This window comes from Fischerella sp. JS2, assembly GCF_032393985.1.
Classification (GTDB): Bacteria; Cyanobacteriota; Cyanobacteriia; order Cyanobacteriales; family Nostocaceae; genus Fischerella.
Window position 1 is genome coordinate 4,727,966 of the sequence record NZ_CP135918.1, and the last position, 26,745, is coordinate 4,754,710.

The following is a 26,745-nucleotide window of genomic DNA, read 5'->3' on the forward strand; positions in this document are numbered from 1 at the left end:
TTATATGAGAATAACTGCAAGAAGATAAGTTTTTATGCTTGCAGTGATTTTGGCAACACAACCCTAACACAGAAGCTTAGCAAAAGCAGCTGGCTTCTGGGAAACATTTATAAAAATTATATCGATTATAGTAGACGCTGGCTGACTTGTCGCTAGACAAAGCCAAAGAGTTGGACTTGGTTGTAATAGATACAGTTAATACTGGCTTATTTGATTACTTAACCAGTTTATTATAACTCTACTAGAAAAACCTACCAAATATTCTTTCACAGGAGAGGGTGGAGAGGTGGAAAGTGTGGGGAGACAGGGGGGAACTCGGGGTTCCCTGGAGGGGATTAGGGGGCGAAGGGGGAAAAGGGAGATGATTGACCAGATCTCACAGAGAATAACCATTGACTATTGACCATTGACCATTGACCATTGACAAACTATGAAAGTTGTATTTTTTGGTACTCCTCAATTTGCAGTTCCTACTCTGGAAAAATTGTTGAATCATCCAGAATTTGAAGTATTGGCAGTTGTTTCCCAGCCAGATAAGCGTCGAGGAAGAGGAAATCAATTAACACCTTCGCCTATAAAAACTGTTGCGACCACTCATAATTTGCCTGTATGGCAACCACAACGAGTCAAAAAAGATACTGAAACGCTCTCTTTGCTTCAGGAGGTAGGTGCAGATGTATTTGTGGTGATTGCTTATGGGCAAATTCTCTCTCAAGAAATTTTGGATATGCCCAAATTAGGTTGTGTGAATGTACATGGCTCGATTTTACCTAAGTACCGGGGTGCAGCTCCAATTCAGTGGTGTTTGTATAACGGGGAAAAACAAACAGGTATCACAACTATGTTGATGGATGCGGGTATGGATACTGGCGCAATGCTATTGAAAGCAACTACACCAATAAACTTATTAGATAATGCTCAAGATTTGGCAGAAAAATTAGCGACAATAGGCGCGGATTTATTAGTAGAAACTTTGATCGGTTTAGAACGTAGGGAAATTAAGCCAATTCCTCAGGATAATTCTGAAGCTACTTATGCACCTTTGATTAAAAAGGAAGATTACCAATTGGATTGGTCAAAAAGCGCCATACAACTACACAATCAAATTAGAGGTTTTTACCCCAACTGTATTACTAGCTTTCGCAACCAACCAATAAAAATTACTGCAACCGCTCCCCTTGACTCTACTTATTTGCACGAACTACCATCGGAAATTCAGGAATATTTTCAAAAAGAATCTAACTGGTCAACGGTGTCAGGTAGACCTGGGGAAGTAGTAAGTATTGCCAAGGGAATAGGAGCGATCGCACAGACAGGAGATGGTTTGTTAATTTTACGAGAAGTCCAGCTAGCTGGGAAACGTCCCCAGTCAGGATGGGATTTTGTTAATGGGATGCGTTTAACAGTAGCAGAAGTATTTGAAAATATTAATGAATAAAGGCAGAGGGTCGAAGGCAGAAGGCAGAGGGTCGAAGGCAGAAGGCAGAAGGCATAAGGATAAATACTAATACTTCATACTTCACACTTCATCCTTCATCCTTCATCCTTTTTATAGTAACGGCAAGATTCGCATGGACCTTCTGGATTAACTGCACAGCGAATAATTTCTGAACGAGCATTGTAGCGACAGCTGGGATTACCGATGATCCAACGTCCATCTAACCAGCTTTTTTCTTCTGGACGTTTGGCAGATTGTACATACAAAGCTATTTTATGTAAACGGTAGCGCCCCGACTTTAGCTGATAACGGTGACGACGTTCTAAAACAGCATAGGTTTTTCCTTCTAGCTCAAGATAATTTCCTGGTTGCGGTGTCCAATCAAGTTTCACACTACCGAGGGACTGACGCGGATGTGTCAGAATTACCTCGGTTGGTAAAGTATCTGGCTCCATAAGCTCTTGTAATGTCATTTACATTATTTAGGATGGTAACGCACTAACTGGTGAGAGCATACCGAGTTTATGTTATAGTTAACGATTCTCTAAAAAATTGTGAAAAATAATGTAATTGTTATTTGCATTGATTAGGTTGGTCAGTTCCCCGACTTTTTTTAACAAAGTTGGAGAACTGAATCTTGGCAATCCCTCAAAACTTATATGGTTGAGTATTAGCCAGAGATTTTATTCTCTAGCGACATATTAGGTATATGCAAGACTCCCAGGAATAGAGTTCACAAAAAAGCAATGAAAGTTTATTTTTTCCTTCTGCCTTTCTAAACTATTGTAAATCTAGCTATTAAGGTGTTACTTAATACTAGCTAAAAATTATAACTTAGTTGAAAACTTGTAGCTATTTTTACGATGTCTTCAAAGTAAATACTTAGTAAATATAAAATTAAAAACAAAGTCTCAACAGCATATTTACTACTTTTGTTATATTTTTTGATGCAAATAGTAAACATGCTTAAAAACTATATCCGAAATAATCAATAAAACATTTGTATTTAAACTATGTCAATTTAAATAAACTTCCATCTTTGCAATACATATTCTTGTTTATGGTTGCGCTTCGGTGTGACTATAAGTTAGTTTTGTGTCTTTATTCTAATCAATTCAAATATAAAAATTTTAAAAATAATCATCAAATTACTATGATTACTCTCGCAAACATATCACTCCATCTAAAAGATAATTTTAAATGTCATTACTGGCAGCAAGCTGATTTTTTAAAAGAAGTTATAGAAAGCTTACAAGATGGTTTACTAATTATAAGTGAAACAGGTGAACTTATTTACGCTAATGCATCGGCACATCATATTTTTAATCAACTTAGTCAAGATAAATATCATCAGCACAAATTACCACAAGCTATTTGGCAAATTTGTGAGTTATTACTTGTAAGTCATAATCTTTTTCCTGATAAATTATTCATCTTATCTGATGAAATTTCACTTGATAAGTTAAAATTATTTCGAGTTCGTGTAAAATTACTTAATTTAACAAAATTCAAACATTATTGCTTTTTAGTTACCATCGAGAATCGATACGAATCAATTAGAAACCTAGTTAATGCAGAAGTTACACAATATAATCTCACACAACGAGAAGCTGATATTTGGAGTCTGTATAGAGCTAATTATAGTTATAAAGAAATTGCAGAGCATCTTTACATAAGTATCAATACTGTGAAAAAACATATGAAGAATATTCATGCCAAGCGACAAATATTCTTAGAAAGTCAGTTTCCTACAGCTGGGGTGTAGGATACAGGAGGGTTATATCTCAGTAAATATCTCTTATTGATTATTAGGTACTTTTTGCAGACGGATTAAAGTATTATAAATTTGTCTTTTTAAGTCTTCATTATTTTGTAACTGGAGAGTAATATTGTTAAATTTATCAATGCTAAGACCATTAGATTCGACAATTTGCTGAGAGCGATTGCAGTAGTTTACCGCCACATCTCTAGCTTCGGATGGTAGAGATTTAAAGCTATTGGGTTCGTTACAAACAATCTTAGGAATTTCTCTATCTCCAATAATTTTCTTGATTTTGTCAAATGCTTGCTGTCGCTCTGGCTCAATTCGTAATAAAACTCGAGAATAGTTCACTATGTCTGTATTGTTGAGTTGAGGACTTTGAGCATTAGCTGTTGAGCTAAAGACTAAAATACTAGAGACAAAGCTAGCTATAGTCAAAAAGCGAAAAAACGTTATTTTAGAAAGCATTCTAGTCGCGTTAGAGCGGCAGAATGGTTGAGACAATCTGTTCATTTGCTGTGTTCAAAACAACTACAATATAGAATTATGTTAATTAGAATGAATAATTTTAGGAGAAAGAAGTTCCAAGAAAATACTGAGTTTAGGCAATATTCATATTTTTTTTTAGCTTCTTTGACATACTTGACAAATTTCTATAATTTTTGTTTGGAGAATTAACATTTCTGCTGCTCCTTGTTTGAGATTAACTTCTAACTCTAGTAGTAGGGGTAAACAGTCAATAAGTTGCTGTACACAAAGCGATTTAACTTCTTGCTGTAAAAAGTAGATACGCTTGGGGTTGCTTATCTCAGCAGCTTGGGCGATCGCTTGAGGATTGCGTTCACCACTTTCCACCATCAGCTTTACCCATAACCAAGTACGAAATTGACCAATCAGTGTAGCAACGATCCGTAAAGAGGGTTCACAAGCATTCATGAGATTTGCCAATATAGCTAAAGCCTTGGCTGTATCTCCCACCTTCATCGCTGCTGCTAATTGCAAGCTATTCTGATTCGTATTTCTAACTAGCTGAGTAACAACATCTATATCTTGTGGTTTGTTACTGTCACCAGCATAAAGCTGTATTTTCTCTAACTCATTGTACAGTAGTCGTGTATCGTTGCCTACAGCCTCTGCCAAAATTTCTATAGCTTTAGCAGTTAATTTTACACCTACAGCTTGGGCAGTAGTCTGAACAGATTGTACTAAGAGTTCTGTTTTCCAAGGCGGAATTAACGAAAATTCCTGAAACTCAGCAGCGAATTGTTTTAAAAGTTTTGTAGATTTGAGCCGTTCATCAGGCTTATTACGGCTAGTCAGCAATAAAAATGCATCTTCGGGAATTACTGGTAAAGTTCGTGCTAGTTCTGATAACACATTGTCTGGACAATGTTGACAAATAGTAGTGTTGACAAGCCATACCAAGCGACTACCAGCACCAAAGGGTGGTGTCATCACTTGATTCAACCCAGTGATCGCAGCATCAGCTTGATCTGGGGAAAGGGTAGTGTAGTTAAAACTTGCCCACCCAGAGTCAAGGACGCGATCGCGTAAAATTGCAACTGCTTTTTCGATCGCAAAATCGTCCTCACCCCAGTAAACATAAATTGGCATAGTGAAACCTCCTGTTTCAGTTATCAGTGATCAGTGATCAAATTCTATTACTCACTGTTAACTGTTAACTGTTAACTGATTTCTAACCACCAACAACCAACTACTAACTACTACCACTAACAAATTAAAATCAAGGACAGAGTGCGAGGATATGAAAAGTGGACGACAATTATCAAACCTACCTCAACCGGGTAGCACGGATGACGCTGCCAGAAGCCTTTGGAACTCAAGTCCAGCATATCCTGGAATCTTCCAAATTTCAGCCTATACACAACGGGGAAAGACAGGCTGTGTCTTTTCCGGGTTATACAGTTATTACTCCAACCCAGCAAGAAGAGACACAAAACTCTAATTTTTATACTCAGTTACAGAGTTATCAACAGGAACTTTTGCAGTTACCTGTTGCTAGTGATCTGATTGTACCCGTACCGCCTGCTAGCTTCCATGTAACTTTGGCAGATTTAATTTGGGATAGTGCTTTTTGTGATGCTTGTGAAAAAAATCCTGAATACGAACAACAGTTACGTTCTTGCTTTGCTGAAATTTTTCAGCAATATCAACAATCTTTGACACGACGTGTTGTTCATCCTATTCGTTGGCAAATGCTAGGACTGATGGTAATGACAAGAGCTGTGGCTGTTTGTCTAGTACCGCAAGATCAAAACTCTTACGAAGAAATTGTTAACTTTCGCCGGGCAATTTACCAAAATCCTAACATTATGACTTTAGGTATCGAACAACAGTATCATTTTACTGCCCACGTTACCTTAGGTTATTTTGGGGAAATTTCACCAAATTTAGATCGCGATCGCCTGGCTACTCTATTGTCACAGTTGAATCAACAATGGTTATTGAACACACCAGAGTTTCTGATCCACCGTGCGGAATTACGGAAATTTGATGATATGACCTATTATTACCGCCAAGCAGATTGGCCAGCCCTAAATTTTAGTTAGTCAATGGTCAATGGTCATTGGTCATTAGTCATTGGTCATTGGTCGATGGTTAGTAGCTAGTAGTAATTGTTTAGTATTTAGTGATGACTTAGTGATGATTGGTTAATTTTTAGTCGTAATCAATTGATAAATGACTAATGACTAATAACAAATAACAAATGACTATTGACCAAAATTTGAATTTTGTTGATAACTTAGATAAATTGCTTCTAAAAATAGATCAGGACTGACATTTTCTGGTACTTTTTCTAAGTCAATAATCGCTTTTACCTGTTTCGCTAATTGCAGAGCCACTGAACTTCTAGCTTTTGCCGCCATACCACTACGTCTAAGCAAATATTCACGAATCACAGCAAAATCATCAGGTAACATTGCTGAGATATCGGCTGTTTGCAATAACTGTTCAGAGATGGGTTTAGCTTGTTCCGAAATCGTCAATGTAGATATAGATCTTGTTTGTGCTTGAATCACAACTGTACCAGCTACCCAATCACCTAAACGTTTTTCACGGCGACCGAAAAGAATAAAAAAAGCTCCTAAAAATAAGGTATCGTCAATAGGTCGTAATAAAGCACGCAGAGCTGCTTGCTGCAATCCTATTGGTTGACCATTGTCCTTAATGACACGAATTTTAGCAATACGTTTGCCAGGGGTTTGACCATGCCAAAGAGTTTCAAAAAAAACAAAATATCCTGTGTAAACAAAATAATTAACTAAAATAGCGATCGCCAAAAACCAAATACCTATATTTTCAGACCCGATAATATTGCTTAACCAATCGATGATCTGAAAAGAAATTGCTACCCAAGCAACTAGAAAAACAACTAAAATTAAAGCCAAGATATGATAGTCAATCACTAAAGCCCAAGCACGACTACCAATCCCAGCTAGAACAAATTCAAGTTCTACACTTTCTGGTGTTTGGTATTTAACACGATTAAAAATATGCATTGTATTTAAAGCTAATTTTTTTAGATTTCGTAATCGCGTAACTTCAAACCTAAACCTTCTCTGCGGCTCCTCAGGTCGTAGTATATTACTGCTTTGATAGCTTGCCAAAATGGTAAAATTACCGCACCGCTAGCAAAACTTAAAGCCAAGATAATCACAGCAAACAGAAGTCCAAAACCAGAGTTTTGTTCTAGTAAAGGTGTAAAAATTAATTGCACAATAGTACTAATAATCTGAACGACAATTTGAATTGGTAGCGTAATCAAAAAAGCAACAAAAGAAATCAAAATAATTCGCCATACGTAACTCTTCGTTAATTCCCAACTCCGACCAATTGTTGACGTTCCATCAACATTATCTTCAATTGCTAGAGGAACCTCCACTAAATAAAACCGTGTAGTTATCCACAACACTGCTATAAGGGCCAAAATGCCAACTATAAAAGCAAGCAAACCCAAAATCAGGTATACGCCAATATTAGCTTGTTGATTGAATCCCCCAAGCAATACTGCTGATAAAACACCAAAAATAGCAAATACAACTACAACACCAATAACAATTCCCGTACCCAAAAGTAACATGAGTAGCATGTTAATTAAAAATTGCCATATTCTAGAATTGACGAAACGCTGCCCTGAGGAAATACTTTCGGGTTGGTTGACTAATTCAGCAAAAGTCAAACGAGAGATCAATGCAGAGAGGGCATAAAATTTTGCCCAGCCATAAACTGGAACAAGTAACCACACATAAGCTTTTAAAGCTAACAAAAAATAATCTTTTAGGTGGGATCGATATATCCGTATTCCCGCAGTAATGACATTACCGAGACTTAGTGGTTCTATGGGACTAGGAGAACCCAAATTATAAGACATACACTGCTCCTATTTATAATCTACTGTGTTGAATTGAGGCTATCTTAAGCTAAGTACAAGCTAGTGTTCCTAAAATTTATGAATATTCAACGATGGATTGCCAGGCGAGAAGCAAATTGGCTGCGTCTAGAAACTTTATTAAAACACGCAGAAAAAAAAGGGCTAAAATCACTGCCAGCTTCACAAATCAGGGAACTAGCAAGTTTATATCGTTCTGTATCAGCAGATTTAGCCCGCGCCCGCACCCAGCAAGTCGGTAATATGCTGATACAGAATTTACAATTATTAACCACACGCGCCTACACGCAAATTTACCAAAGTTCCCGTCGTCAAGAGTGGCAAGCAGTACTGCAATTTTACAGTTGGGGTTTGCCATCTGTAATACAGCAGACATTGCTGTATATTGCCTTTGCCACTGGCTTATTTTTGTTGGGCGCGCTAGTTGCTTGGTGGTATGCTTGGCAAGATCCAAGCTTTATGTCCTTAATAGTGCCTGAAAGCATGATTATTCAAGTGCGGGATAAGCATGAGTTATGGATGGGATCAATTGTTGGGATTGAACCTTTGGCATCTAGCAATATTATGATTAATAATTTATCGGTGTCCTTTGGTGCTGTTGCTGGTGGGATCACAGCTGGAGCTTATACAGCATTTTTAATATTATTTAATGGTTTATTAATTGGTGCTGTTGGTACTCTGGTAGGACAAAACAATCTTGCCTATCCTTTTTGGGCATTTGTATTTCCCCACGGTTCTTTAGAATTACCTGCTATTTTTTTTGCTGGTGGTGCAGGCTTTTTAATTGGCAAAGCGCTTTTATTTCCTGGTAAGTATCGCCGTGCTGATGCATTAAAATTCTACGGTTCTCTAGCAGTGCAGCTAGTATTTGGAATAGTGCCAATGTTAATTATTGCTGGTACAATTGAGGGTTTTTTCTCTCCTAACCCCCGTGTACCATTACCATTAAAATATCTGGTTGGGATCGGGTTATTTGTGTTTTTGGTATGGTATTCCAACCGTAAGAAAAAAGAAATATAGGATTGGTAATTGGTAATTGGGTGGGGTCTTAATGGTTCAAGTCCTTTAATTGCGGAGGAAACCCCCCGCAATGAATGTTATTTTATTTCATTTTTTTAAGTGTTTGGGCTATAGCTTGAGCATCTTTTCCAAAAAAAGTTTCCTTGTCGCCATTACTCCAAACGATGAGGCAGGCAAGTTGCCAAGCCATATGAAGATGTATTTTCCGAAAGCAAACTTTGCGAACGTAAGCTAAATTTACAAAGCCTCTGTTAGGTGTTTGGCAAAAAATGGGTTGTGTCATTGCTACAATTTGAATAATCAAAACAATTGTTCTAAATAATGGTTTTGAAATAGAGAGGCGCTTGAGATTGTGAGCTCGGAAGCGCCTTCTCTATATTTTTTATTATACACTAAAAATTTTTAGTTAGCAAGCTAAAAATTTTTGGTGTATATTAGATATATAAGTTTAATGTGGTTGTGTAATAAGTGCGATCATGCGAATAAGACAAGTCAAAGAAATTGATATTGAGGGATTGGGCGATCGCATCAAGCAAGCTCGACTAGATTCCAAGAAGTCTCTCGAACAGATATGCGATGAGGTTGGTGTGTCACGTACTTACTGGTACGACATCGAAAAGGAAACTCTCAAAGGAGCGCTCTCAATTGAGAACCTCCGCAAGATAGAAGAGGCTTTGGGGGTTGATTTTGGCGTGGGATTTTAAGAAAGGAGGACTTTAAGCTTCTACTGCAAACTGTAAGCTACTGCTACCCATTCATCTAATCTTTCACAATCGATAACCTCGAATCCTTCCTTATTTAAGGATGTTGTGACTGCATCCTCATAATCGCTGCTAAAACCGGATAAAATTAATGTTCCTCCCTGGGTATCAGTCTGACGCAGCGCCCGTCGGAAGTCAGGAGCAAGGGCAATATGTATTCGTGCTAAGATATTGGCGACAATGAGGTCAAAAGCTGCTGTTGGCTCAATGGTGGGTACATTCTTGATCGTATCCCCATTTAGCCAATGCCCCAAGTCGCTGCCATGTCCCAAACTCCCTTCCATTACAGTTACCTGTTGCTCGACTCCATTACGATTTACAGCGTCATGAGTTGATTGCACAGCGATCAAGTCGTTGTCCAGCGCTAAGACTTGCGCTCCAAGCTTTGCCATTGCCACACTCAGAATACCTGAACCTGAGCCAAGGTCGAGGACATTCATTGTGGGAAGAATATGGCGCTCAAGTAGTTGAAGGCTGAGGATAGTTGCTGGATGTAAACCGCTACCAAAGGCGAAGCTAGTTTGAAGTCTCAAGGTAACTTCGTCTACCGCTTCAGAATGATAACAGGCGTTAGAAGAAAGCACAACAAATCGTTCACCAATACGATGGATAACAGGATTGAGTACTTCTGGATGTGCTGGTTTTTCCTCAAATACATCTGTATGAATAGGAGTAGCAAGTCCTACTCGTTCCAAGGGTGAGAGCAAATTAATAATTTCTGACCTGCGTACATTTGTATGAACATCACAGGGTAGATAGAAGCAAACTGTAAACGCCCAGCAGGGTTGTGTAATATCTTCTACTAGTTTGTAAGAATTGGGTTCAGTGTATTTGGCAATCCGAATATCACTGGTATAGTTGGTTGAGGCAAGTAGAGTGCAGACCCAATCGACCGCCTCCTCTGTTGTGTTGAGGCTTAACTCCATCCATGACATATTTTCTTCCTTCGGGCTTAGCCGTATTGGTACAAGGAAATCTCACCGAACGGCTTAGCTGATTCGGCGGAAAATAACTTTTTCATCTTAGCTGAATTTTGAAATTTATATCTGCTGTAGTGATAGGTGAAGCGATCGCTATCCTAATAAATACTCAGCAGCAGCTAACCCAGACAAAACAGCACCTTCAACATCTGGTTGAATAAAAGCATCTCCACATATAACTATTGGCCCCGGTTTAGTCACCACTAGATAAGGTTCACCGTATACTGTCTGTGGTTGGCTGTAGCGCCAACGATGCACTTGGTAATCAATCACCGATGAGCCAAGCCACGGTGATGCAGCTTCTAAAAGTTGATTGGCAATGACTGCGTTATCCATCTCCCAGTGGATTTTGCTATATTCAGAAGTTGCGTGCAGTGTCACCGCGTTACCTTGAGGTGAAATTCCCTTTTTTTGATTGCAAGCGATCCAACTTAAAATATTCCCATCCAACTGCATACCACCAGGACTCGGAATCTGACTAGGTTGTGCTAACAACGCCAGTAGTGCTATGCAAGAATGGTAGACAATTTCTTCTAGCCGATGTTTTGTTTGTAGTGGTAATTTTATTTGCGATCGGTCTAATAGTTCTAGAGTTTGGGGTAGTGGTGGCGTCAGTATTAATATATCTGCTGCAAAGGTTTCGTTCTTTTCTGTGAGTACCTGCCAATAATCGTCTTGCCATGCAAAACTGACTACTTTTGTATTTGTATGGACATCCAAATTTTCAGCCAGGTGCTGGGCGATGCTACGGTTACTGTTGACTCCTCGATAGTAAACTTTTCTACTCAAAATTTGATGATTCAGTGACCATTCCTTCACGATTCCTTCTTGAATCCAGCTATTAACTAAAGCTTGAAACTTGGGAGTTTGGACAGTGAAATATGGAGCGCCGTAATCAAAAACACCTTCGCCGTACTGAGGATTTCTGATGCGACGAGTTGCCATTCTGCCACCAATCGCCCGACCTTTATCAACGACAGTAACGTGCATGTTGCGATCGCGTAGTACTGTAGCTGCAATCAAACCAGAGATACCACCGCCAATTACTAAACAAGAAGGTGTTGAGGCTTTTTGAGTCATGAATCAAACCTGACTAAAAAAAGGGTGTAGGGGTGTGAGAAGAGCTATATTTTTATTCACCCTGGTGTACGCAGTTCATGGGAGCTACTTTAAGATAGTCCCGATTTTTCTACTGCTTTTTCATAATAGTCATCGTTTGATTACACCAAATTATAGACTGGTGATTTGTTAATTTTTATTAAAATATTTAAGTATCTTCATTTATTCTTTTTTTAAATACATATGTCAGAATTGGATTCTCAATCTCGCAAATCCTTTGAAACTACGCCGTCATGGCAAATTAAGCTACTGTACGATGGTCAGTGTCCGTTATGTTTGCGGGAAGTGAACTTTTTGCAAAAACGGGATGCAGGTCGAGGTTTAGTAGCATTTGTAGATATTGCAGACGATGACTATACCCCCGAAGCAAATGGTGGTATTGACTTTGAAACAGCAATGGGACGAATACATGCTGTGCTACCTGATGGTACTGTCATCAAAAATGTTGAGGTTTTTCGACGAGTCTACGAAATTTTGGGGATGAGTTGGGTTTATGCTGCGACAAGATGGCCGATTATTGGCCCTGTAGTTGATAAATTGTATGCTATTTGGGCTGACTGGCGGCTGAGTTTGACTGGAAGACCTGATTTAGCAACGATTGTTGCTGAACGCAATCAACGGATTGAATGTAAGACTCACGAACGTTGTCAAGTGACTCAGGACTAATTGGAAATTAAACCTAATGTGAATGGAGTAGAAATAAGGGTTTATCACGTTTAAAAATATCATGTTTTAGAAATCGAACACAGATGGACACAGATAGATTATTCGTTTGCATTTATTTCAAACTATGTTTTTTATTTTCCGAAATTCATAGAAGGGGTTTGGTAGTTATATATAGCGCTTAACGATCTATAACTAACTTCTTATAACTAACCTATGGGCAATATAGCCCCACTCTTTCTTAGCAAAAAACCCAGTCATCGTGACTGGGTTTTTGTATTACAGGACATACCAAAGATTATGCAGGATTGGTTTGCATTCTGTTCTGTAGCAAGTTGATGATTGCAGCTTTTTCTAAGATTCCGACTAGTATGCCATTGTCACGAATCACAGCTAGTGAAGACAATCTTTGTTGTTCGAGTCGTTGGATGACTTCTAACAGGGGTTGGTCGGATTTTACAGTGCTAGACGCTTCGATTGGTCGCATGATCTGTTTGATTTGAGTTGCTGTCCACTGTCCTACAGGAATTGATCGCAGATCATCAATATTGATTGTTCCCAATAGTTGTCCGTTGTCATCTGTAACTAAGAAGCGATTCCAGTTTTGCCATTTAAATAAACGTTCATCAGCAAATTCCCTGAGGGTAAGATGAGCAAAGACGATTGGGCTATCAAGAGTGACTGCATCTGCTGCTGTCAATCCTGTAAGTTGTTCTTGCACCCTAGCAAATTGGGCTGCGTTACCAGCATTTTGCAGCAAGAAGAAACCGATTAATAAGTTCCAGAAGCTAGCAAAGCTACCAAATAATATTAGTGGTAGTAAACCAGAGGCGATCGCTATCCAACCAAAGATTTGTCCAACTCGGCTGGCAAAAACCACACCTTTGTAAGGATTACCTGTAATCTTCCATACAATAGCTTTTAGTATATTGCCCCCGTCTAAAGGCAAGCCAGGAATGAGGTTAAATAGCGCTAATGCCAAATTTACAGTAGCAACTACAGTAAGAATCGCTGCTAATGGCCCAGATACCGCAGTCCCAAAACCAATAGCTGTAAAGATACCGAATAGAATTAAGCTTACTAAAGGACCAGCGATCGCTACCCAAAAAGCTTCAGCCGGAGTTTTCGATTCTTTTTCTAAGCTTGCCAATCCACCAAATATAAATAATGTAATTGATTTGACATCAATTCCTTGACGCATGGCAACAAAGCTGTGTCCTAGTTCATGAGCAACCACAGAGCTGAATAACAGTAGCGCTGTCATTAATCCTAGTAGCAAAGCTAACCCCGCCCCTAGCTGGGGAAATTGTGCCACTAGTCCACCGCTATAACTCCAAGTTACTAAACCCAAGACTAAAAACCAGGACGGATGGATATAAAAGGGAATCCCAAACAGGTTGCCAACGCGAATTGTGTTATTCATGCTGTTTACCTTTGATTTCAGCCACTAGAGGTTTTTGTTCCTCTTGATAGTTCTATCGTAACGAAATATTAAGCAATTTTAATCTTAGTTACTGTAGTGGTGTCCGTCCCTCTAGGTGCGGTTTGGCGACTTTTAGGAGAGTTGGGAAGCAAGTGGGGGACAAGCGTAAACAACAAGATCCCCGACTTCTTGGAGAAGTCGGAGATCTGAGCCGCGTAAGTCCTGTATTGAAAATAAAACTATAAATAATTTATAGTAATTACTTTTATAATTATTAAAGAAATAGAATTTTTGTATTTATCATTTACAGAAATAGTATCAATTGTTTTCATAAACTGGAATAGGAACTCTTTGGTAAATAAAATTTAAAATTTATTAGGTATTAAAACTTCATTTTCATAAGATTTGTATTTGTTAAAGACTACCACCTGTTTATATTCATATACTGGTTTTATTCCCAATCGTTTGCATGTTGCACGAGGAGGCCCAAAATGGTTCACACATACGAGGTATTAGTTGATATTAGAGAATATAGTGATCAGCTAAGCACTGGCTTTCAAAGCGGAACCACACGTTACGAAATTGATGCAGAGTCAAGAGAAAAAGCAGATGGTATGGCATTTCAACAGGCTAAAACTGACCATCCAAAAGGCACTGAATATGATATTAGAGTAACTAGGTTACTCAGATAAAACAAAATTTGAATTGTGCGTATTATTAATATCAAGCAGCGTAGTGGTGTCTACGCTGCTATTAAAAATTCAAATAATTTACTTAAAATTCGGGAATACAGAGTATTGGCTCTGTAGCTACTAATAACATCGAGCGATCGCTGTTATTTAGTATAAATCTCCTAATTTTTAAACTCTATACTCTATCTCACCACACTAGTAACACAGTGTGGTTTTATATCTGCAATTAGTCTTGGCTTCCGTTTAAATATAGTAGACCTCTTGCACGAATATTTGTAGTACTCCCCTTAGTCCCCCCTTGTCAAGGGGGAAAACAATATATTAACTCCCTCCACTTAGTAAGGGGAGGGTTGGGGTGAGGTTTTGAGGATTCATGCAAGAGGTCTAGTGGTTCATTTTGGTTATAAGCATCCACAAAGCTTCCATAGTCGTATAGCTTGGTTCAAGTGGCTATAGTCTGTATTACCTCTAAAAAATTTTGTAAAACAGTAGAAGAGCGATCGCGCCGCCAAACAGCCACTATCTCTAAAGTTGGTGTTTGTTCTTGAATTGCTCTATAAATAACACCTTTGCGTCCAATATTTTGGGCATTTGCTGGTAGCAAAGCGACTCCAACTCCACCAGCTACTAAGCTGAGTATAGTTAGCATCAATGTTGCTTCTTGAATCTCTTTCGGAACAAATTCTATCTGTTTCCAAAAGCTAACAATAGATTCATACAAGCTGTAAGGGAGATGAGATGGCGGTAAAATAAAAGACTCATCGCTCAGAGATTTTAAGGAAATTTCCTGCTGAGTAACAAAAGGATGATTTTCTGGAAGAGCAAGAACCAAGGATTCTTCTTGAATTTTCTTGACACATAATGTTTCGTCTTGACTGTTCAGAGATGACCAGTGCATTAAACCAATATCAATTTGTTGTGTTTGTAGTCCTTCTATCAAACTGTAGGCTGTACGTTCTTGTAAAATAAGTTTTACTTTAGGAAAATAATTCCGAAATTTCCTCAGGAGATCAGGTAAAACACTATTAGAAACTGAGCTATTGAAGCCTACTATCAGCCTTCCAATTGTACCTTGACTTGCTTGTTGTGCTGTCTCAATAGCATGGTTAACCTGAGCTAAGATTAAACGAGCTTGCTTAAGAAACTCTACTCCTGCATTTGTTAACCTTAGTGGACGTTTCTGGCGATCAAACAGTTTCACCTTTAATTTTGTCTCTAAATCTTTGAGTTGTTGACTGAGATTAGGTTGAGCCATATGTAACTCTTCAGCCACCTCACTAATGCTACAGTTTTTGTTTTCGGCTACAGCAATAAAGTAACGCAAGTGTCGCAACTCAAAATCTTGTAAGCGCTGAATTTCCATTGTTTATCAACTTCAACAATATATGATTTTTTATATATTATTATGCACAAACTATGCTAGCACTCATACTAAAATCTTCTTTATAATAACAACATAATTCGCTGAATTATTGAAAAAATAATCAATTATATTATTGCTTTAACAAGAACTAAAGGAGTTTTTTATGTCTTGTCAATCAATAAAAAAAGTTGCTGTTATTGGTGGAACTCACGGTAATGAATTAACTGGAGTTTACCTAATTAAAAAGTTTCAAAAATTTCCCCAGTTGATTGAACGAGCAAATTTTACTACTCTCACTTTACTAGCTAATCCCAAAGCTGTAGAAGTGGGTAGAAGATACATAGATACCGACTTAAATCGATGTTTTCAACCTGAAGATTTACAAAATCCGCATCTCATTAATTATGAACAAATACGAGCCAAACAAATTGCTCAGCATTTGCATCAAGAAAAAGTTGACTTTATTATCGATCTACACAGTTCAACTGCTCATATGGGAGTCACAATAATTTTGAATAATGATAATAGTTTCTTGCTACATCTAGCTGCCTATTTGAGTACAGTTAACCCGTTAGTCAAAATACTACAATATTCACAAAAACAAAAACCCTCTTATCTTAGGAGTCTTTGTGAATTAGGATTAGCAATAGAAGTAGGCCCAGTTCCCCAAGGTGTTTTAAATGGATATTTATTCTTACAAACAGAATTAGTGCTTTGTCAGATATTAGATTATATACAAAATAATAACCAGGGAATAAAACAGCCTATTGATAATAGTTTTTTGATTTATAAACAGGTAGAAACAATAGACTATCCAAGGAATGAGCAAGGAGAATTAAAAGCGATGGTTGCACCTCAACTTAAAGATTATGAGCCGCTTTATCCAAACTCTCCTATGTTTTTGGGATTTGATGGACAGGAAATCAGCTATCAAGGAAATTCGATTTGTTATCCCGTTTTTCTTGCTGAAGCTGCCTATCTTGAGAAACAAATCGCTATGTGTTTAACTATTCAGCAACAGGTGACTCTTTCAGATAATTTCGGTGAATAATTTATGCTTACTTTAATCTATATACAGCAAATTTCATCTGAGTGAGGTACAGAAGAACCCCACCCGCGCTGCGCGCCCCCTCTCCGCTTGTGCTTGGGGTTGGGGAAGTTGTACTCTATTTAGATGCAAAAGGCTGTATTTGCCGAAATAAACAATTGCTGCGCTTTAGCGTTAGCTGTAGTTTCTGTTTTGATAGGTTTAAGTTGAGTCCATTGTTCAGACTGGGAACGCTGTTGTCTAAGTCTTCTATAGTAGAACATCATACGACAATCGTCAACAGACGTACGATAATTTATAATAAATAGAAAACGATGATTTACTAGAGGTGGACACTGTGAAAGTCAGACGCTATGTAGAAATTAAAGTTGAAGGATTAGGAGCAAAAATTAGACAAGCTAGAAAAGCTGATGGGCGTTCAGTCGAGGTTTTGGCAGGAGAAGCTCAAATTAGCCGAGCTTACTGGCATGATATTGAAGCGGAACGGATACGGGATACTTTACCTGAAGATACCCTGAGAAAGATTGAGCGAGTGCTTAATATTGATTTAGGAGTAAAATTTGATGATTAATCCTTCAATCAACAACTCTTTAAACTGCTCTCACCCTAGATGTTTCTACAGGAGCGATCGCCTGCTCGATTTGAATTGCGATACAGGTTGTAGTATCTGGTAATTTTGCTGCCATTGTTCAGATAGTTACTCCATGCTTCTGGGTGTATTGACTACTTGATGCATTCTCCAAGGAAGACCACGATATCTGCCGATAATTTCTCCCTCTTGAACTTCAACACTTACATCTGTTGCTTGGTAGTAACTACCACGATATTTATGTGTTGCTTCATGCTCAATTTTTGGAGCTTGGGAACTAATTACTTCCTGGTTATAACCATTGTTGAATTGTTCTTGTTCTTTTTCCTGCTGCTTCAGTTTGTACTCGTTTTGTTGTAGTAGTTTTTTGGTACTAACGAGAACGACTACTAGTAACAAAAGCTGTACTTGCCAAGGCGCTAATATCAAGCCTAAAACTAGGCTAACAGCGGCTACTACACCTATAATCTGCCCGATTTCATCGGTGCTTTTCTTAAAAATATAGGCAGTTACTAGACCAGTAAAAAGTGGTATCAAAAACAACAAGGCCATTTTTCTTTCACCTCTGAACTAAACCAGAAGCGCTAATTTTTAGTATTTTAATATTGGGGCTGAAGTTTAAAGACGTGTAGTAATTATACACTCATGTTGTTTTTAAGTCATAATGCGCTACTCAATAAACAACAACACCGTTAATAAGGATTCCAAAAAAGTCTAATATATTAGCTTATCATCATACGCTTGCATAATCAAAGCTATCTAAGGTATTACCTTGATGGAGTAGCTTTTCTGACTGACACCCAATGCTGAACATTCCTCAACTACTGGCAACTGAACTTAACCTCAAAGCCTATCAGGTGCAAAATGCCCTAGAACTCCTGGCTGAGGGTGCAACTATTCCCTTCATTGCACGTTACCGCAAAGAACGCACTGGGGAAATGAATGAAGTCCAACTGCGCGACTTAGCAGATAGACATACCTACTTGACAGAACTAGAAGAACGAAAATCGGTAATTTTAAATGCGATCGCTGAACAAGGTAAACTCACTGACGAACTCAAAGCAAAAATCACAGCTTGTTTACAAAAAACAGAACTGGAAGATTTGTATTTACCCTTCCGTCCTAAGCGTCGTACCCGCGCCACCGTCGCCAGAGAAAAAGGACTAGAACAATTAGCAGAATTTATCAAATCGTTGAATACCAAAAATGCTGCACCCGCAAACTTGGAAGAAGAAGCAGCGAAGTATATTTCTGAAGACAAAGGAGTTAAAACGGCAGAAGAGGCGCTAAAGGGTGCATCTGATATCCTTGCAGAGGAAATAGCAGAAAAAGCTGATTTACGTGCATATCTGCGTGAATATCTGCTAGAGGAGGGAATATTTGTCTCCCGGATCAAAGATGAACATCCTGAAGGTACAACTAAGTTTGAGATGTACCGCAACTATCAGATTAAAGTTAAGAATATCGCACCCCACAACCTGCTAGCTTTATGTCGGGGTGAAAATGAGGGAGTGTTGAGTTTTGACATTTCCTTTGATGAGGATATGGTGCTTTCCTATTTAGAAGCCCAGGAAATTCGCTCCAAACACCGTCCTATCCGTAACTTTTATCAGGAAATGCTCAAAGATGCCTTCAACCGCCTGATGAAAACTTCTTTAATCAGCGAGGTAATCTCACAGAAGAAACTATACGCTGATGTTGAGTCAATTAAGACATTTGAAGCAAACCTGCGGGAGTTACTGCTGTCTGCACCTGCGGGAATGAAACCAACAATGGCGATCGATCCAGGGTTTAGAACTGGGTGTAAAGTTGCCATTCTCAATGAAACCGGAAAATTTTTGGAGTATCAAGCGGTATTTCCACACCAAGCAGCCGAACAACGTCTGAAAGCGGCACAAATATTGAAAAATCTTATAGAAAAATACAATATAGAGTTAATCGCTATTGGCAATGGTACAGCTTCCCGTGAGACAGACGAGTTTGTCACAGAAGTTTTGCAGACTTTGGAACGTAAACCGATAAAAGTTATAGTTAATGAGTCTGGTGCATCTATATATAGTGCTAGTAAAGTTGCAGCACAAGAATTTCCCGATTTAGATGTTACCGTACGCGGTGCAATTAGCATCGGTCGCCGCTTGCAAGATCCCTTAGCGGAACTAGTGAAAATCGATCCCAAATCTATTGGTGTGGGACAATATCAGCACGACGTAGATCAGAAGTTGCTGAAAAAGAAATTAGACGAAACGGTTGAAAGCTGTGTTAACTACGTCGGTGTAGATTTAAATACTGCTTCTAAAGAACTTTTGACTTTTGTTTCTGGGATTACGCCCACCGTTGCCAACAATATTGTCACCTACCGCAACCAAAACGGAGCCTTTAAAAATCGTCGGGAACTGCTGAAAGTTCCCAAGTTGGGGCCAAAAGCCTTTGAACAAGCAGCAGGTTTTCTGCGGATTCGTAATGGTAAAAATCCCTTAGACAATACTGCTGTACATCCAGAAAGTTATTCAGTAGTGGAAGCGATCGCTACCGACTTAAATGTACCCTTACAACAAGTGACAGAAATTGCCGAAAAACTCAAAAAGGCAAATTTGAAAAAATACGTCACCAAAACCGTAGGTGAACCAACCCTACGCGACATCCTCAAAGAACTAGAAAAACCAGGCAGAGATCCCCGTGCCGAGTTTAAGTATGCCACCTTCCAAGAAGGAATTAAAGAAATTTCTGATCTCAAAGAGGGGATGGAACTAGAAGGTATCGTCACGAATGTTGCTAACTTTGGTGCATTCGTTGATATTGGCGTCCACCAGGATGGTTTAGTGCATATCTCCCAACTTGCAGACAGATTTGTGGATGATCCCAAGAAAATCGTGAAAGTGGGACAAGTCGTGAAAGTGCGAGTGATGGAAGTTAATGAGAAATTGAAGCGGATTGGTTTGTCGATGAAGGGTGTGAAGCAGTAAATTCTCTATTTTCACATCATGTATAAAAATTGTTCGTAGTAAGGACTTTAGTCCTCTTATTTTAAAGCAACGACTCTAGTCGTTACTACGAGATTATATCTAGTGTGTGTATTATTTGTTGCACAAAAGCTACTATCATAAATTGGTAAGTTAAGCTACACGTATGACATGAAACCCACAAATGAACAAACTCAGGGACTTTATCGATTGTGTTACCGACTTACTAATGTCATATATCAGTGAGAAGTCAATCTATGATTCTTCACTGCCACTCCTTAAGTACAAAATGCTCTAGATTATGGGAGTAACGTTTAAATGAGCGGTGCTTTCGATACTTTTATAGGTGTTCTCTCCATCTTATCTACTGTGTTATGGTTGTCATCAGTAGTATACAAACGTCGTAAGAGACTGCTTGTTGAAAATGCTAAGTTTGTAGTAGCTGTGCCAGAGTCTAGATGGAGTGATTCAACCAGTTATTTGGCGGTAATTCCGAGAGAGAGCTTTAAAGATGATAAGGTTAAAGATGGTCGCTCGCCCTTTAAATTTATAGTTATTCGCCCTGAGCTAGAAGGGCTTTATAGGAAAAGAGTTGTAAAAAAAGACTTTGATCATACTAGAAAAAGCACTGTTCGTACCGAAGCTAAGTTGTATGACCTCAAATTAATTAAGGAAACCTATAACCTGGATGACATTTTCATACCTAAAGACAATTATCATAACTTTAAAAATTGGCAAGAGATAGGAGAGATGCTCAGAGAAACTTGGAGAATAGATGCAAAAAATCTCTGAGTACAGAGTTAGCATTGGGGAAATTCGTACTAAAATACCATTTGCCGCTGCTTCTAACATATATTCGGGGTATGTTCAGATGTATGAACAAACAATTCTTAAACTGGAAAATGAAATTAAATCAGGAGAGAGATTTAGTGAAGAACTCAAGCAATTAATTCATGAATATTTGCTTGGTATGGAACTATCTGGAATAGATCCTATTGAAGTAATCAACGAAGTCGATAGCTCAAGACAAAAGAATAAAGAATTAGATTCAGACCTCAAAGTCAGATATAGCTCTCTTCTCCGTGATGCGGAAATTTATTTAGACACAATAGACGAGTATTCGGAGATCATGAAATCTTTGGACAACTTTTAAGGGTAGTTATCTCATGCAAACTACTATCAATATTGATGAAGCCCTTCTCAACGAAGCGTTCCAACTTGCCAATCTTACCAATCAAGAAGAACTCATTAATCTAGCGTTACAGGAATTTGTATGATCGCGCCGCAAGAAAAATCTTCTCGATCTCGCGGGACAAATTCAGTTTGCCCCAGACTTTGACCACAAAACCCTGCGCGAAACTCGTCATGTTGCTGATTGATATATCTGTTTGGATCAGCGTCTTCCGTGATCGCAGTGGTCAAGTTCGTCAGCAACTCGAAACCCTGATTGCTAATCGAGAAGTAATACTCTCCCGATTTACTCAGCTGGAACTGCTTCAAGGTAGCTTGAACGAGCAAGAATGGAGTCTCCTCTCTACGTACCTAGAAACACAAGATGACGTTGAACTTACAGATCAGTCTTGGCAAGCAGCAGCCCACATCTACTTTGACCTGCGCCGTCAAGGGCTTACCGTTCGCAGTCCAATCGACTGCTGCATTGCTCAAGTTGCGCTAGAAAACAATTTACTTTTGGTTCACAATGATCGCGACTTTGAAACTATTGTCCAAGTCCGACCTCTCCAGAGCCTTCGCTTTCAACCTTAAATTCTCTTCGTACTTGAAGGTAATCTATGGGGTAAGCCAGCTAATCGGGTCGAGGAGAGCATTTAACTCCCCCCTCCCACACCACCCATCGTGCGGGTCCGCAATGGGCGGTTCATGAAGACGCGCAAACAACACTGATAGTTAAGCGTATCCTTGAACTTTCATCCAAAGATTCCGAATTGATAACAATCCCTGTTGTTCCAACCATTCATTGGTCATTCCCGTTTGCGTCGCTAACGTTTTCGACAACCGCCAATAACCTTTGCGGCTAATGCCGGTCAAAATTGCATGACGCTTACTTGTCCCCAGTTTGAGCAAGTTAGCAATGCGGGTTCTCGGTCTGCGCCACTGCTTCCAATAGCACATGCGAATCCTTCGCCTTAACCAACCATCTAGCTCTTCAATCGGGGTGTAGTGCTGGGAAATGCCAAAGTAGTTCATCCACCCGCGCAAGTATCGGTTCAATCGCTCGAATCGCTCTGCCATAGAAACGCCCCAACTGCGTGACGTTAAGCCGCGCAATCGATGTTTGAACGCTTGCATGGCAATGTCAGAGGCGAAGATGCGAATCCCTCGGAACGTAAATCCCAGGTAATTCAGATCCTCGATCTTGACCACTCGGCTCTTTTCCCGATTAACCTTCAACTTGAGGACTTGTGTGAGGTAACGGCTGATTTTCACCATCACCCGTTTCCCTGCCCGTCTACTTTTGACCAGAATGACTAGGTCATCTACATAGCGAACAAAGCGATGCCCTCTTGCTTCGAGTTCCTTGTCCAAGTCGTCCAATAAGACATTGGAAAACAAAGGTGAAAGTGGAGAGCCTTGCGGCGTCCCCCATTCGGTCGGTTCAACGGTGCTTCCGACCAAAACTCCGGCTCGCAGGTAACGACCGATTAACCGCAATAGCACTTTATCAGCTACTTTACGGGCGATCCGGGACATCAAGACATCGTGGTTGACAGTATCAAAGAATTTTTCCAGATCCAGATCCACCGCGATGCGGTATCCCGATTTGAGGATCGTTTTCACCTGTCGGATTGCTCCGTGAGCCGAACGATTCGGGCGGCACCCATAGCTTGAGTCAGAAAACTCTGGCTCAAAGATGGGCGATAGTACTTGGAGGATGGCTTGCTGGATTACCCGGTCTACGACACAAGGGACACCTAGCTTTCTTTCTCCCTTGCCCTGGGGCTTGGGAATGACCACCCGCCTGACAGGGCGAGGTTGGTAACTGCCATCGAGTAGGGATTGGCGAATCTCACTCCAATGTTCTCTGGCATAAGCTGGAAAATCCTCTAGGCTCATCCCGTCACTGCCGGGGGCACCCTGGTTGGACTTCACCCTTGCCCATGCCCGCTTGACATTGTCGCGCTCTAAGATTCGCGCCATCAGGTTATCTAAGGCTGGTTCTCTGTCATCACGCCAAACCCGATCTCCCCCGTCCGGGTTCATCAATGGGCTTGAGTTGTTCATCACTCCTCCTTAGTTCGTTCATGTTCAGCCCTTCATCCCAGTGGGACTACTATGGCTTCTGCTGACTTCTGGCGGGCTTAACATCGGGGTTTCCCCCAAATGTGCTGTTCTTGCTGCCTTAGGGTTCTGTGGCTCCCTAGCCGTTTCCAGCTAGACCTCAATCAGACTCCCATCGCAGTGAGAACCGCAACCCGACAGACCTCCCCGGATAAGAGTGTGAACTGTCTCTGCACAACCGCGTCATTTACTGTGTTCCCTGAACCAGAGGGCTTCGTTGTGTTGTGCCAACTCGCCCCAGGACTGTCTCAGCCTTCTATGACGTTTCTGTTCGTCGGCTTGCAGATTTGCCGCTGGCTTCCTTCAGACCCTTCCTCACAGAAGTGCCCTTGCCTTAAGCTAGGAGTTGTCGTCACTCGGCTCCAAGACTTTCGAGCATTTGGACGCTGGTTCTCCTCCAGGGGACTTTCACCCCATTAGTTCACGCCCATGCCGGGCGTACACACTGCGTTGGTGCGGACGGTACAGAGGTTATCGGTAGGTGTTCGAGCTTGTCTGCCGCCGCACAACTGTGCCGTTAGCCTTCTATAAGTTATCTGTCGGAAGATGGTTGAGAGGCTTGTTGGGGGGATGCAATCATTACTCCTTGAGCAGGGCTGTAAAGGCACTTCATTTCTTCTCCGACTACTGGGTGCTGATGCTATTGATTTTACTTTGTTAGCCTATAGAAATTGTCTACTATTGTTAACATTCTAGTTTCATATAAGCAGCTATTAGAAGCAAATTCTCGCTATGCAATCTTTGCTCTTGCGAAACTTAAAATTCACTATTCCAACAGCCCTAGTATTCTTAGCTCTTGGATACATTATTAGTATACCGATGAGCTTTTATCTCGATGCTTATGCAGCAAAATGGCAATTCAATCTCGACCATTCGGGTCTACGTATTGAAACGGAAAGGCTTGATACTCTTAGAAAATTTCAGACTACGGTAGCTCTTGGAAGTGCAATTTTGGGAGTTGTAGTAGCTCAAACAACTTTCGCTATGTGCATATTTGTTGAAAAAGATGATTATAAAAGCGAAGGCTAACCACCCTGCTGGAGCGAACTGACAAGAAATCTTAGTCAAGTTGCGAGTATTATTTGCAGCCGCTCAAGCGAATCGTTAGCTTGCTGCGCGTAGTTTGACGAAAGTTGCGGCATTTTATCAGAATTTAATGCACGACATGAAAACTCAGTATTACACCGCATCCAGCCTTGATGGATTTATCGCTGATTCAAACAATTCACTCGATTGGCTTTTACAATTAGGCAACGTGTCGGAAACCAGCTATCCGCAGTTCTTTAGCGAAGTCGGTGCTATCGCTATGGGTTCAACAACTTATGAGTGGATTTTGAACCATCATAAAATTGAACATGGAGAATACCCGAAAACATGGGTCTATCAGCAACCTACATGGGTTTTCAGTTCACGTACTCTGCCGACGATTGACGGTGCGAATGTTCATTTCGTCAAAGGCGATGTTCAGCCTGTTCACGCAGAAATGGCAAAAGTTGCGGGCGATAAAAACATTTGGCTGGTCGGCGGGGGCGACTTGGCGGGTCAGTTTTTCGATGCGGATTTATTGGACGAAATAATTGTGACGATTGCTTCCGTCACTCTTGGCAGTGGCGCGCCCTTGCTGCCGCGCGTCATCACGACTCCGCCTCTCAAATTGCTATCTGCCACAACTTATGGAACAGCTTTCGCAGAATTGCGCTATGAGATTTGCAGATCAAAAGCATCAACAGCAAGCTAATAGTATAGTTATGCCGCTCAATCTTGGTGGGGACAGTAGCCTGAAAGTTATTTATGAGCATTCGGAACCCTAACAATAGGGTTTTGTATTATTTTGTAGCATGTCCACAAAGTTTACAGATTGTTGTTGCGATCGCCGATGAACCAGCAAACTTATCTAAAAGTGTCCTTCGTCTGGGAAGAGCCGAAACCGTTGATTAAAGTTTTACCCCGATTAATTTTTGAGCCAGTCAAAGCAAAGCGAGATAATCAGTTAATTTCGGTTGTTGCGCGTGTCATGCGAGAGTCTACAAAACTAGGCTACAGCTTACAATCGCAACAATGCGCGATCGCTCATAAAGGAGTCCAGATATCAGCAAACTACCTGTAAGCGATCGCCTTACACTTAGTTAACTATATTCGATTTACTTCACAGAGGATGGGAATGCTGTGTTTGTAGATCTTGGTAGTCATGACGAAGTATATTAGGTAATAGAAATTCCAACGAATTTATATAAACAAGTGATAGCGATCGCTCACATAATAAATACTAGCTTCTGCCCAAAGAACAATAAGCGATCGCCCGATTGAAAATCTCAGAAGCTCAAAAACTTTATGCCTGTTAGAGCATTAACCCTAGAATGAATGGAGTATTTTATCCTTAGTTCAAGGTTAATTGAATCTGCTAAATGTTGTCGTTAGTGGCAATTTAAAAAAGGCAACAAAAATGAAAATTTGTACAGCACAGACAAGACCTATCAAAGGTAACATTCAAAGTAATATTGATAATCACAAAAAATTAATTGATTTGGCCATTTCCAATCGAGCAGACATAGTTATTTTTCCAGAACTATCGTTAACGGGATATGAACCGAAACTATCAAAAGAATTAGCGACTAATCAAGACGATAGTAGGTTTGACGATTTCCAAAAAACCAGTGATGCCAAGCAGATAACAATTGGAGTTGGAGTGCCAACAAAAAGTAATACAGGCATCTGCATTAGTATGGTTATTTTTCAGCCATATAAAGCAAAACAAACGTATTCAAAGCAGTATTTACACCCTGATGAAGAGGAATTTTTTATTAGCGGACAAAGCTTTACTGGTTTAAAAGTTAACAAAACCAACATTGCACTTGCAATTTGTTATGAATTATCAGTTCATGAGCATTCGGAGAACGCTTTTAAAAGTGGGGCAGAAATTTATATTGCAAGTGTGGCAAAATTTGTGAATGGAGTTGACAAAGCAATTAACAGGTTATCCGAGATTGCTAATAAATATTCAATGCAGTATTAATGTCAAACTGCGTTGGACAATCTGATGGTTATGAATGTGCAGGAAAAACATCAATTTGGAATAACAAAGGCTTATTGGTAGGACAACTAAATGACAAAGATGAAGGAATACTAATGATCGACACTGACACACAAGAAGTAATTGAAAACAATGTAACCTGTAGGCGATTGCCTTTGAAACCTTGAGATTATCAATTAACTGATAAT

Annotated in this window: 33 protein-coding genes; 20 read left to right on the forward strand and 13 right to left on the reverse strand. The window is 39.8% G+C overall.

The window, feature by feature from the left end; all coding sequences use genetic code 11:
• The first annotated feature begins 430 nt into the window (after nucleotides 1-430).
• The gene (gene fmt, locus RS893_RS20045; protein WP_315787273.1) at nucleotides 431-1,438 is read left to right on the forward strand and encodes a methionyl-tRNA formyltransferase; all 1,008 of its coding nucleotides are present in this window, start codon (nucleotides 431-433) and stop codon (nucleotides 1,436-1,438) included.
• A 95-nt stretch (nucleotides 1,439-1,533) separates the two neighbouring features.
• Here fmt and RS893_RS20050 read toward each other — a convergent pair whose 3' ends face one another.
• Nucleotides 1,534-1,893, reverse strand: a complete 360-nt coding sequence (locus RS893_RS20050) for a DUF6464 family protein (protein WP_315792048.1) — start codon at nucleotides 1,891-1,893, stop codon at nucleotides 1,534-1,536.
• Nucleotides 1,894-2,591: 698 nt separating this feature from the next.
• Here RS893_RS20050 and RS893_RS20055 point away from each other — a divergent pair.
• The gene (locus tag RS893_RS20055; RefSeq protein ID WP_315787275.1) at nucleotides 2,592-3,203 is read left to right on the forward strand and encodes a LuxR C-terminal-related transcriptional regulator; all 612 of its coding nucleotides are present in this window, start codon (nucleotides 2,592-2,594) and stop codon (nucleotides 3,201-3,203) included.
• A 33-nt stretch (nucleotides 3,204-3,236) separates the two neighbouring features.
• On the opposite strand, the gene RS893_RS20060 is transcribed toward RS893_RS20055, so the two are convergent.
• Nucleotides 3,237-3,713, reverse strand: coding sequence for a DUF4168 domain-containing protein (locus RS893_RS20060; protein ID WP_315787277.1), 477 nt, complete (start codon nucleotides 3,711-3,713; stop codon nucleotides 3,237-3,239).
• 111 nt (nucleotides 3,714-3,824) lie between these two features.
• On the reverse strand, nucleotides 3,825-4,814 hold the full coding sequence (gene holA, locus RS893_RS20065; protein WP_315787279.1) for a DNA polymerase III subunit delta: 990 nt from the start codon (nucleotides 4,812-4,814) through the stop codon (nucleotides 3,825-3,827).
• Nucleotides 4,815-4,972: 158 nt separating this feature from the next.
• On the opposite strand from holA, the gene RS893_RS20070 reads away from it, so the two are divergent.
• Nucleotides 4,973-5,770, forward strand: coding sequence for a DUF1868 domain-containing protein (locus RS893_RS20070; protein WP_315787280.1), 798 nt, complete (start codon nucleotides 4,973-4,975; stop codon nucleotides 5,768-5,770).
• A 162-nt stretch (nucleotides 5,771-5,932) separates the two neighbouring features.
• Here RS893_RS20070 and RS893_RS20075 read toward each other — a convergent pair whose 3' ends face one another.
• Nucleotides 5,933-6,721 carry an RDD family protein gene (locus RS893_RS20075; protein ID WP_315787282.1) on the reverse strand — a complete coding sequence of 263 codons (789 nt, stop codon included), beginning with the start codon at nucleotides 6,719-6,721 and terminating at the stop codon, nucleotides 5,933-5,935.
• A 20-nt stretch (nucleotides 6,722-6,741) separates the two neighbouring features.
• On the reverse strand, nucleotides 6,742-7,593 hold the full coding sequence (locus RS893_RS20080; protein WP_315787284.1) for a DUF975 domain-containing protein: 852 nt from the start codon (nucleotides 7,591-7,593) through the stop codon (nucleotides 6,742-6,744).
• Between the two features lie 78 nt (nucleotides 7,594-7,671).
• On the opposite strand from RS893_RS20080, the gene RS893_RS20085 reads away from it, so the two are divergent.
• A complete protein-coding gene (locus RS893_RS20085) occupies nucleotides 7,672-8,631 on the forward strand; it encodes a stage II sporulation protein M (protein ID WP_315787285.1) in 960 nt (319 codons plus the stop codon).
• A gap of 82 nt (nucleotides 8,632-8,713) precedes the next feature.
• On the opposite strand, the gene RS893_RS20090 is transcribed toward RS893_RS20085, so the two are convergent.
• Nucleotides 8,714-8,914, reverse strand: a complete 201-nt coding sequence (locus RS893_RS20090; RefSeq protein WP_315787287.1) for a hypothetical protein — start codon at nucleotides 8,912-8,914, stop codon at nucleotides 8,714-8,716.
• A 193-nt stretch (nucleotides 8,915-9,107) separates the two neighbouring features.
• Here RS893_RS20090 and RS893_RS20095 point away from each other — a divergent pair, with 193 nt between their 5' ends.
• Entirely contained in the window at nucleotides 9,108-9,335 is a 228-nt protein-coding gene (locus RS893_RS20095) for a helix-turn-helix transcriptional regulator (RefSeq protein WP_315787289.1), read from the forward strand.
• Nucleotides 9,336-9,355: 20 nt separating this feature from the next.
• Here the strand turns inward: RS893_RS20095 and RS893_RS20100 are convergent, their stop codons facing one another.
• Nucleotides 9,356-10,327 carry a 50S ribosomal protein L11 methyltransferase gene (locus RS893_RS20100; RefSeq protein ID WP_315787291.1) on the reverse strand — a complete coding sequence of 324 codons (972 nt, stop codon included), beginning with the start codon at nucleotides 10,325-10,327 and terminating at the stop codon, nucleotides 9,356-9,358.
• A gap of 138 nt (nucleotides 10,328-10,465) precedes the next feature.
• A complete protein-coding gene (locus tag RS893_RS20105; RefSeq protein ID WP_315787293.1) occupies nucleotides 10,466-11,452 on the reverse strand; it encodes an NAD(P)/FAD-dependent oxidoreductase in 987 nt (328 codons plus the stop codon).
• Between the two features lie 222 nt (nucleotides 11,453-11,674).
• Here RS893_RS20105 and RS893_RS20110 point away from each other — a divergent pair, with 222 nt between their 5' ends.
• Nucleotides 11,675-12,157, forward strand: coding sequence for a DUF393 domain-containing protein (locus RS893_RS20110; protein WP_315787294.1), 483 nt, complete (start codon nucleotides 11,675-11,677; stop codon nucleotides 12,155-12,157).
• 295 nt (nucleotides 12,158-12,452) lie between these two features.
• Here RS893_RS20110 and RS893_RS20115 read toward each other — a convergent pair whose 3' ends face one another.
• A complete protein-coding gene (locus RS893_RS20115) occupies nucleotides 12,453-13,577 on the reverse strand; it encodes a site-2 protease family protein (RefSeq protein ID WP_315787295.1) in 1,125 nt (374 codons plus the stop codon).
• A 491-nt stretch (nucleotides 13,578-14,068) separates the two neighbouring features.
• On the opposite strand from RS893_RS20115, the gene RS893_RS20120 reads away from it, so the two are divergent.
• Nucleotides 14,069-14,269, forward strand: coding sequence for a hypothetical protein (locus RS893_RS20120; protein WP_315787297.1), 201 nt, complete (start codon nucleotides 14,069-14,071; stop codon nucleotides 14,267-14,269).
• 442 nt (nucleotides 14,270-14,711) lie between these two features.
• Here the strand turns inward: RS893_RS20120 and RS893_RS20125 are convergent, their stop codons facing one another.
• A complete protein-coding gene (locus tag RS893_RS20125; RefSeq protein WP_315787299.1) occupies nucleotides 14,712-15,632 on the reverse strand; it encodes a LysR family transcriptional regulator in 921 nt (306 codons plus the stop codon).
• A gap of 163 nt (nucleotides 15,633-15,795) precedes the next feature.
• Between RS893_RS20125 and RS893_RS20130 the strand changes: the two genes are divergently transcribed.
• Nucleotides 15,796-16,683 carry an aspartoacylase gene (locus RS893_RS20130; protein ID WP_315787301.1) on the forward strand — a complete coding sequence of 296 codons (888 nt, stop codon included), beginning with the start codon at nucleotides 15,796-15,798 and terminating at the stop codon, nucleotides 16,681-16,683.
• Nucleotides 16,684-16,802: 119 nt separating this feature from the next.
• Here the strand turns inward: RS893_RS20130 and RS893_RS20135 are convergent, their stop codons facing one another.
• Entirely contained in the window at nucleotides 16,803-16,946 is a 144-nt protein-coding gene (locus RS893_RS20135; protein WP_315787302.1) for a hypothetical protein, read from the reverse strand.
• 71 nt (nucleotides 16,947-17,017) lie between these two features.
• On the opposite strand from RS893_RS20135, the gene RS893_RS20140 reads away from it, so the two are divergent.
• Nucleotides 17,018-17,251: a helix-turn-helix transcriptional regulator gene (locus RS893_RS20140; RefSeq protein WP_315787303.1), complete on the forward strand. Its 234-nt coding sequence runs from the start codon at nucleotides 17,018-17,020 to the stop codon at nucleotides 17,249-17,251.
• A gap of 126 nt (nucleotides 17,252-17,377) precedes the next feature.
• On the opposite strand, the gene RS893_RS20145 is transcribed toward RS893_RS20140, so the two are convergent.
• Nucleotides 17,378-17,821 (reverse strand): DUF4278 domain-containing protein, encoded by a 444-nt coding sequence (locus tag RS893_RS20145; protein WP_315787305.1) that lies wholly within the window; start codon nucleotides 17,819-17,821, stop codon nucleotides 17,378-17,380.
• Between the two features lie 251 nt (nucleotides 17,822-18,072).
• Between RS893_RS20145 and RS893_RS20150 the strand changes: the two genes are divergently transcribed.
• From RS893_RS20150 to vapC, 5 genes are all read left to right on the forward strand, one after another.
• Nucleotides 18,073-20,232 (forward strand): Tex family protein, encoded by a 2,160-nt coding sequence (locus RS893_RS20150; protein WP_315787307.1) that lies wholly within the window; start codon nucleotides 18,073-18,075, stop codon nucleotides 20,230-20,232.
• A gap of 315 nt (nucleotides 20,233-20,547) precedes the next feature.
• Nucleotides 20,548-21,021 carry a hypothetical protein gene (locus tag RS893_RS20155; protein ID WP_315787309.1) on the forward strand — a complete coding sequence of 158 codons (474 nt, stop codon included), beginning with the start codon at nucleotides 20,548-20,550 and terminating at the stop codon, nucleotides 21,019-21,021.
• On the forward strand, nucleotides 21,005-21,382 hold the full coding sequence (locus tag RS893_RS20160; RefSeq protein WP_315787311.1) for a hypothetical protein: 378 nt from the start codon (nucleotides 21,005-21,007) through the stop codon (nucleotides 21,380-21,382). Before RS893_RS20155 ends, RS893_RS20160 begins: the two co-directional genes overlap by 17 nt.
• 13 nt (nucleotides 21,383-21,395) lie before the next feature.
• Complete coding sequence (locus RS893_RS20165) at nucleotides 21,396-21,506, forward strand: type II toxin-antitoxin system VapB family antitoxin (protein WP_315787312.1); 111 nt, start codon at nucleotides 21,396-21,398, stop codon at nucleotides 21,504-21,506.
• A gap of 46 nt (nucleotides 21,507-21,552) precedes the next feature.
• Nucleotides 21,553-21,993, forward strand: coding sequence for a type II toxin-antitoxin system VapC family toxin (vapC, locus tag RS893_RS20170; RefSeq protein ID WP_315787314.1), 441 nt, complete (start codon nucleotides 21,553-21,555; stop codon nucleotides 21,991-21,993).
• Nucleotides 21,994-22,134: 141 nt separating this feature from the next.
• Here the strand turns inward: vapC and ltrA are convergent, their stop codons facing one another.
• Nucleotides 22,135-23,469 carry a group II intron reverse transcriptase/maturase gene (ltrA, locus tag RS893_RS20175; protein WP_315784868.1) on the reverse strand — a complete coding sequence of 445 codons (1,335 nt, stop codon included), beginning with the start codon at nucleotides 23,467-23,469 and terminating at the stop codon, nucleotides 22,135-22,137.
• A gap of 789 nt (nucleotides 23,470-24,258) precedes the next feature.
• On the opposite strand from ltrA, the gene RS893_RS20180 reads away from it, so the two are divergent.
• From RS893_RS20180 to RS893_RS20205, 6 genes are all read left to right on the forward strand, one after another.
• Nucleotides 24,259-24,555, forward strand: coding sequence for a hypothetical protein (locus tag RS893_RS20180; RefSeq protein WP_315787316.1), 297 nt, complete (start codon nucleotides 24,259-24,261; stop codon nucleotides 24,553-24,555).
• Nucleotides 24,556-24,649: 94 nt separating this feature from the next.
• The gene (locus RS893_RS20185; protein ID WP_315787317.1) at nucleotides 24,650-25,264 is read left to right on the forward strand and encodes a dihydrofolate reductase family protein; all 615 of its coding nucleotides are present in this window, start codon (nucleotides 24,650-24,652) and stop codon (nucleotides 25,262-25,264) included.
• Between the two features lie 53 nt (nucleotides 25,265-25,317).
• Nucleotides 25,318-25,464: a hypothetical protein gene (locus tag RS893_RS20190; RefSeq protein WP_315787318.1), complete on the forward strand. Its 147-nt coding sequence runs from the start codon at nucleotides 25,318-25,320 to the stop codon at nucleotides 25,462-25,464.
• Complete coding sequence (locus tag RS893_RS20195) at nucleotides 25,457-25,633, forward strand: hypothetical protein (protein ID WP_315787320.1); 177 nt, start codon at nucleotides 25,457-25,459, stop codon at nucleotides 25,631-25,633. Before RS893_RS20190 ends, RS893_RS20195 begins: the two co-directional genes overlap by 8 nt.
• 285 nt (nucleotides 25,634-25,918) lie before the next feature.
• Nucleotides 25,919-26,539, forward strand: coding sequence for a carbon-nitrogen hydrolase family protein (locus tag RS893_RS20200; protein ID WP_315787321.1), 621 nt, complete (start codon nucleotides 25,919-25,921; stop codon nucleotides 26,537-26,539).
• Complete coding sequence (locus tag RS893_RS20205) at nucleotides 26,539-26,724, forward strand: hypothetical protein (protein WP_315787323.1); 186 nt, start codon at nucleotides 26,539-26,541, stop codon at nucleotides 26,722-26,724. The genes RS893_RS20200 and RS893_RS20205 overlap by 1 nt, the downstream gene beginning before the upstream one ends.
• Nucleotides 26,725-26,745: the final 21 nt, after the last annotated feature.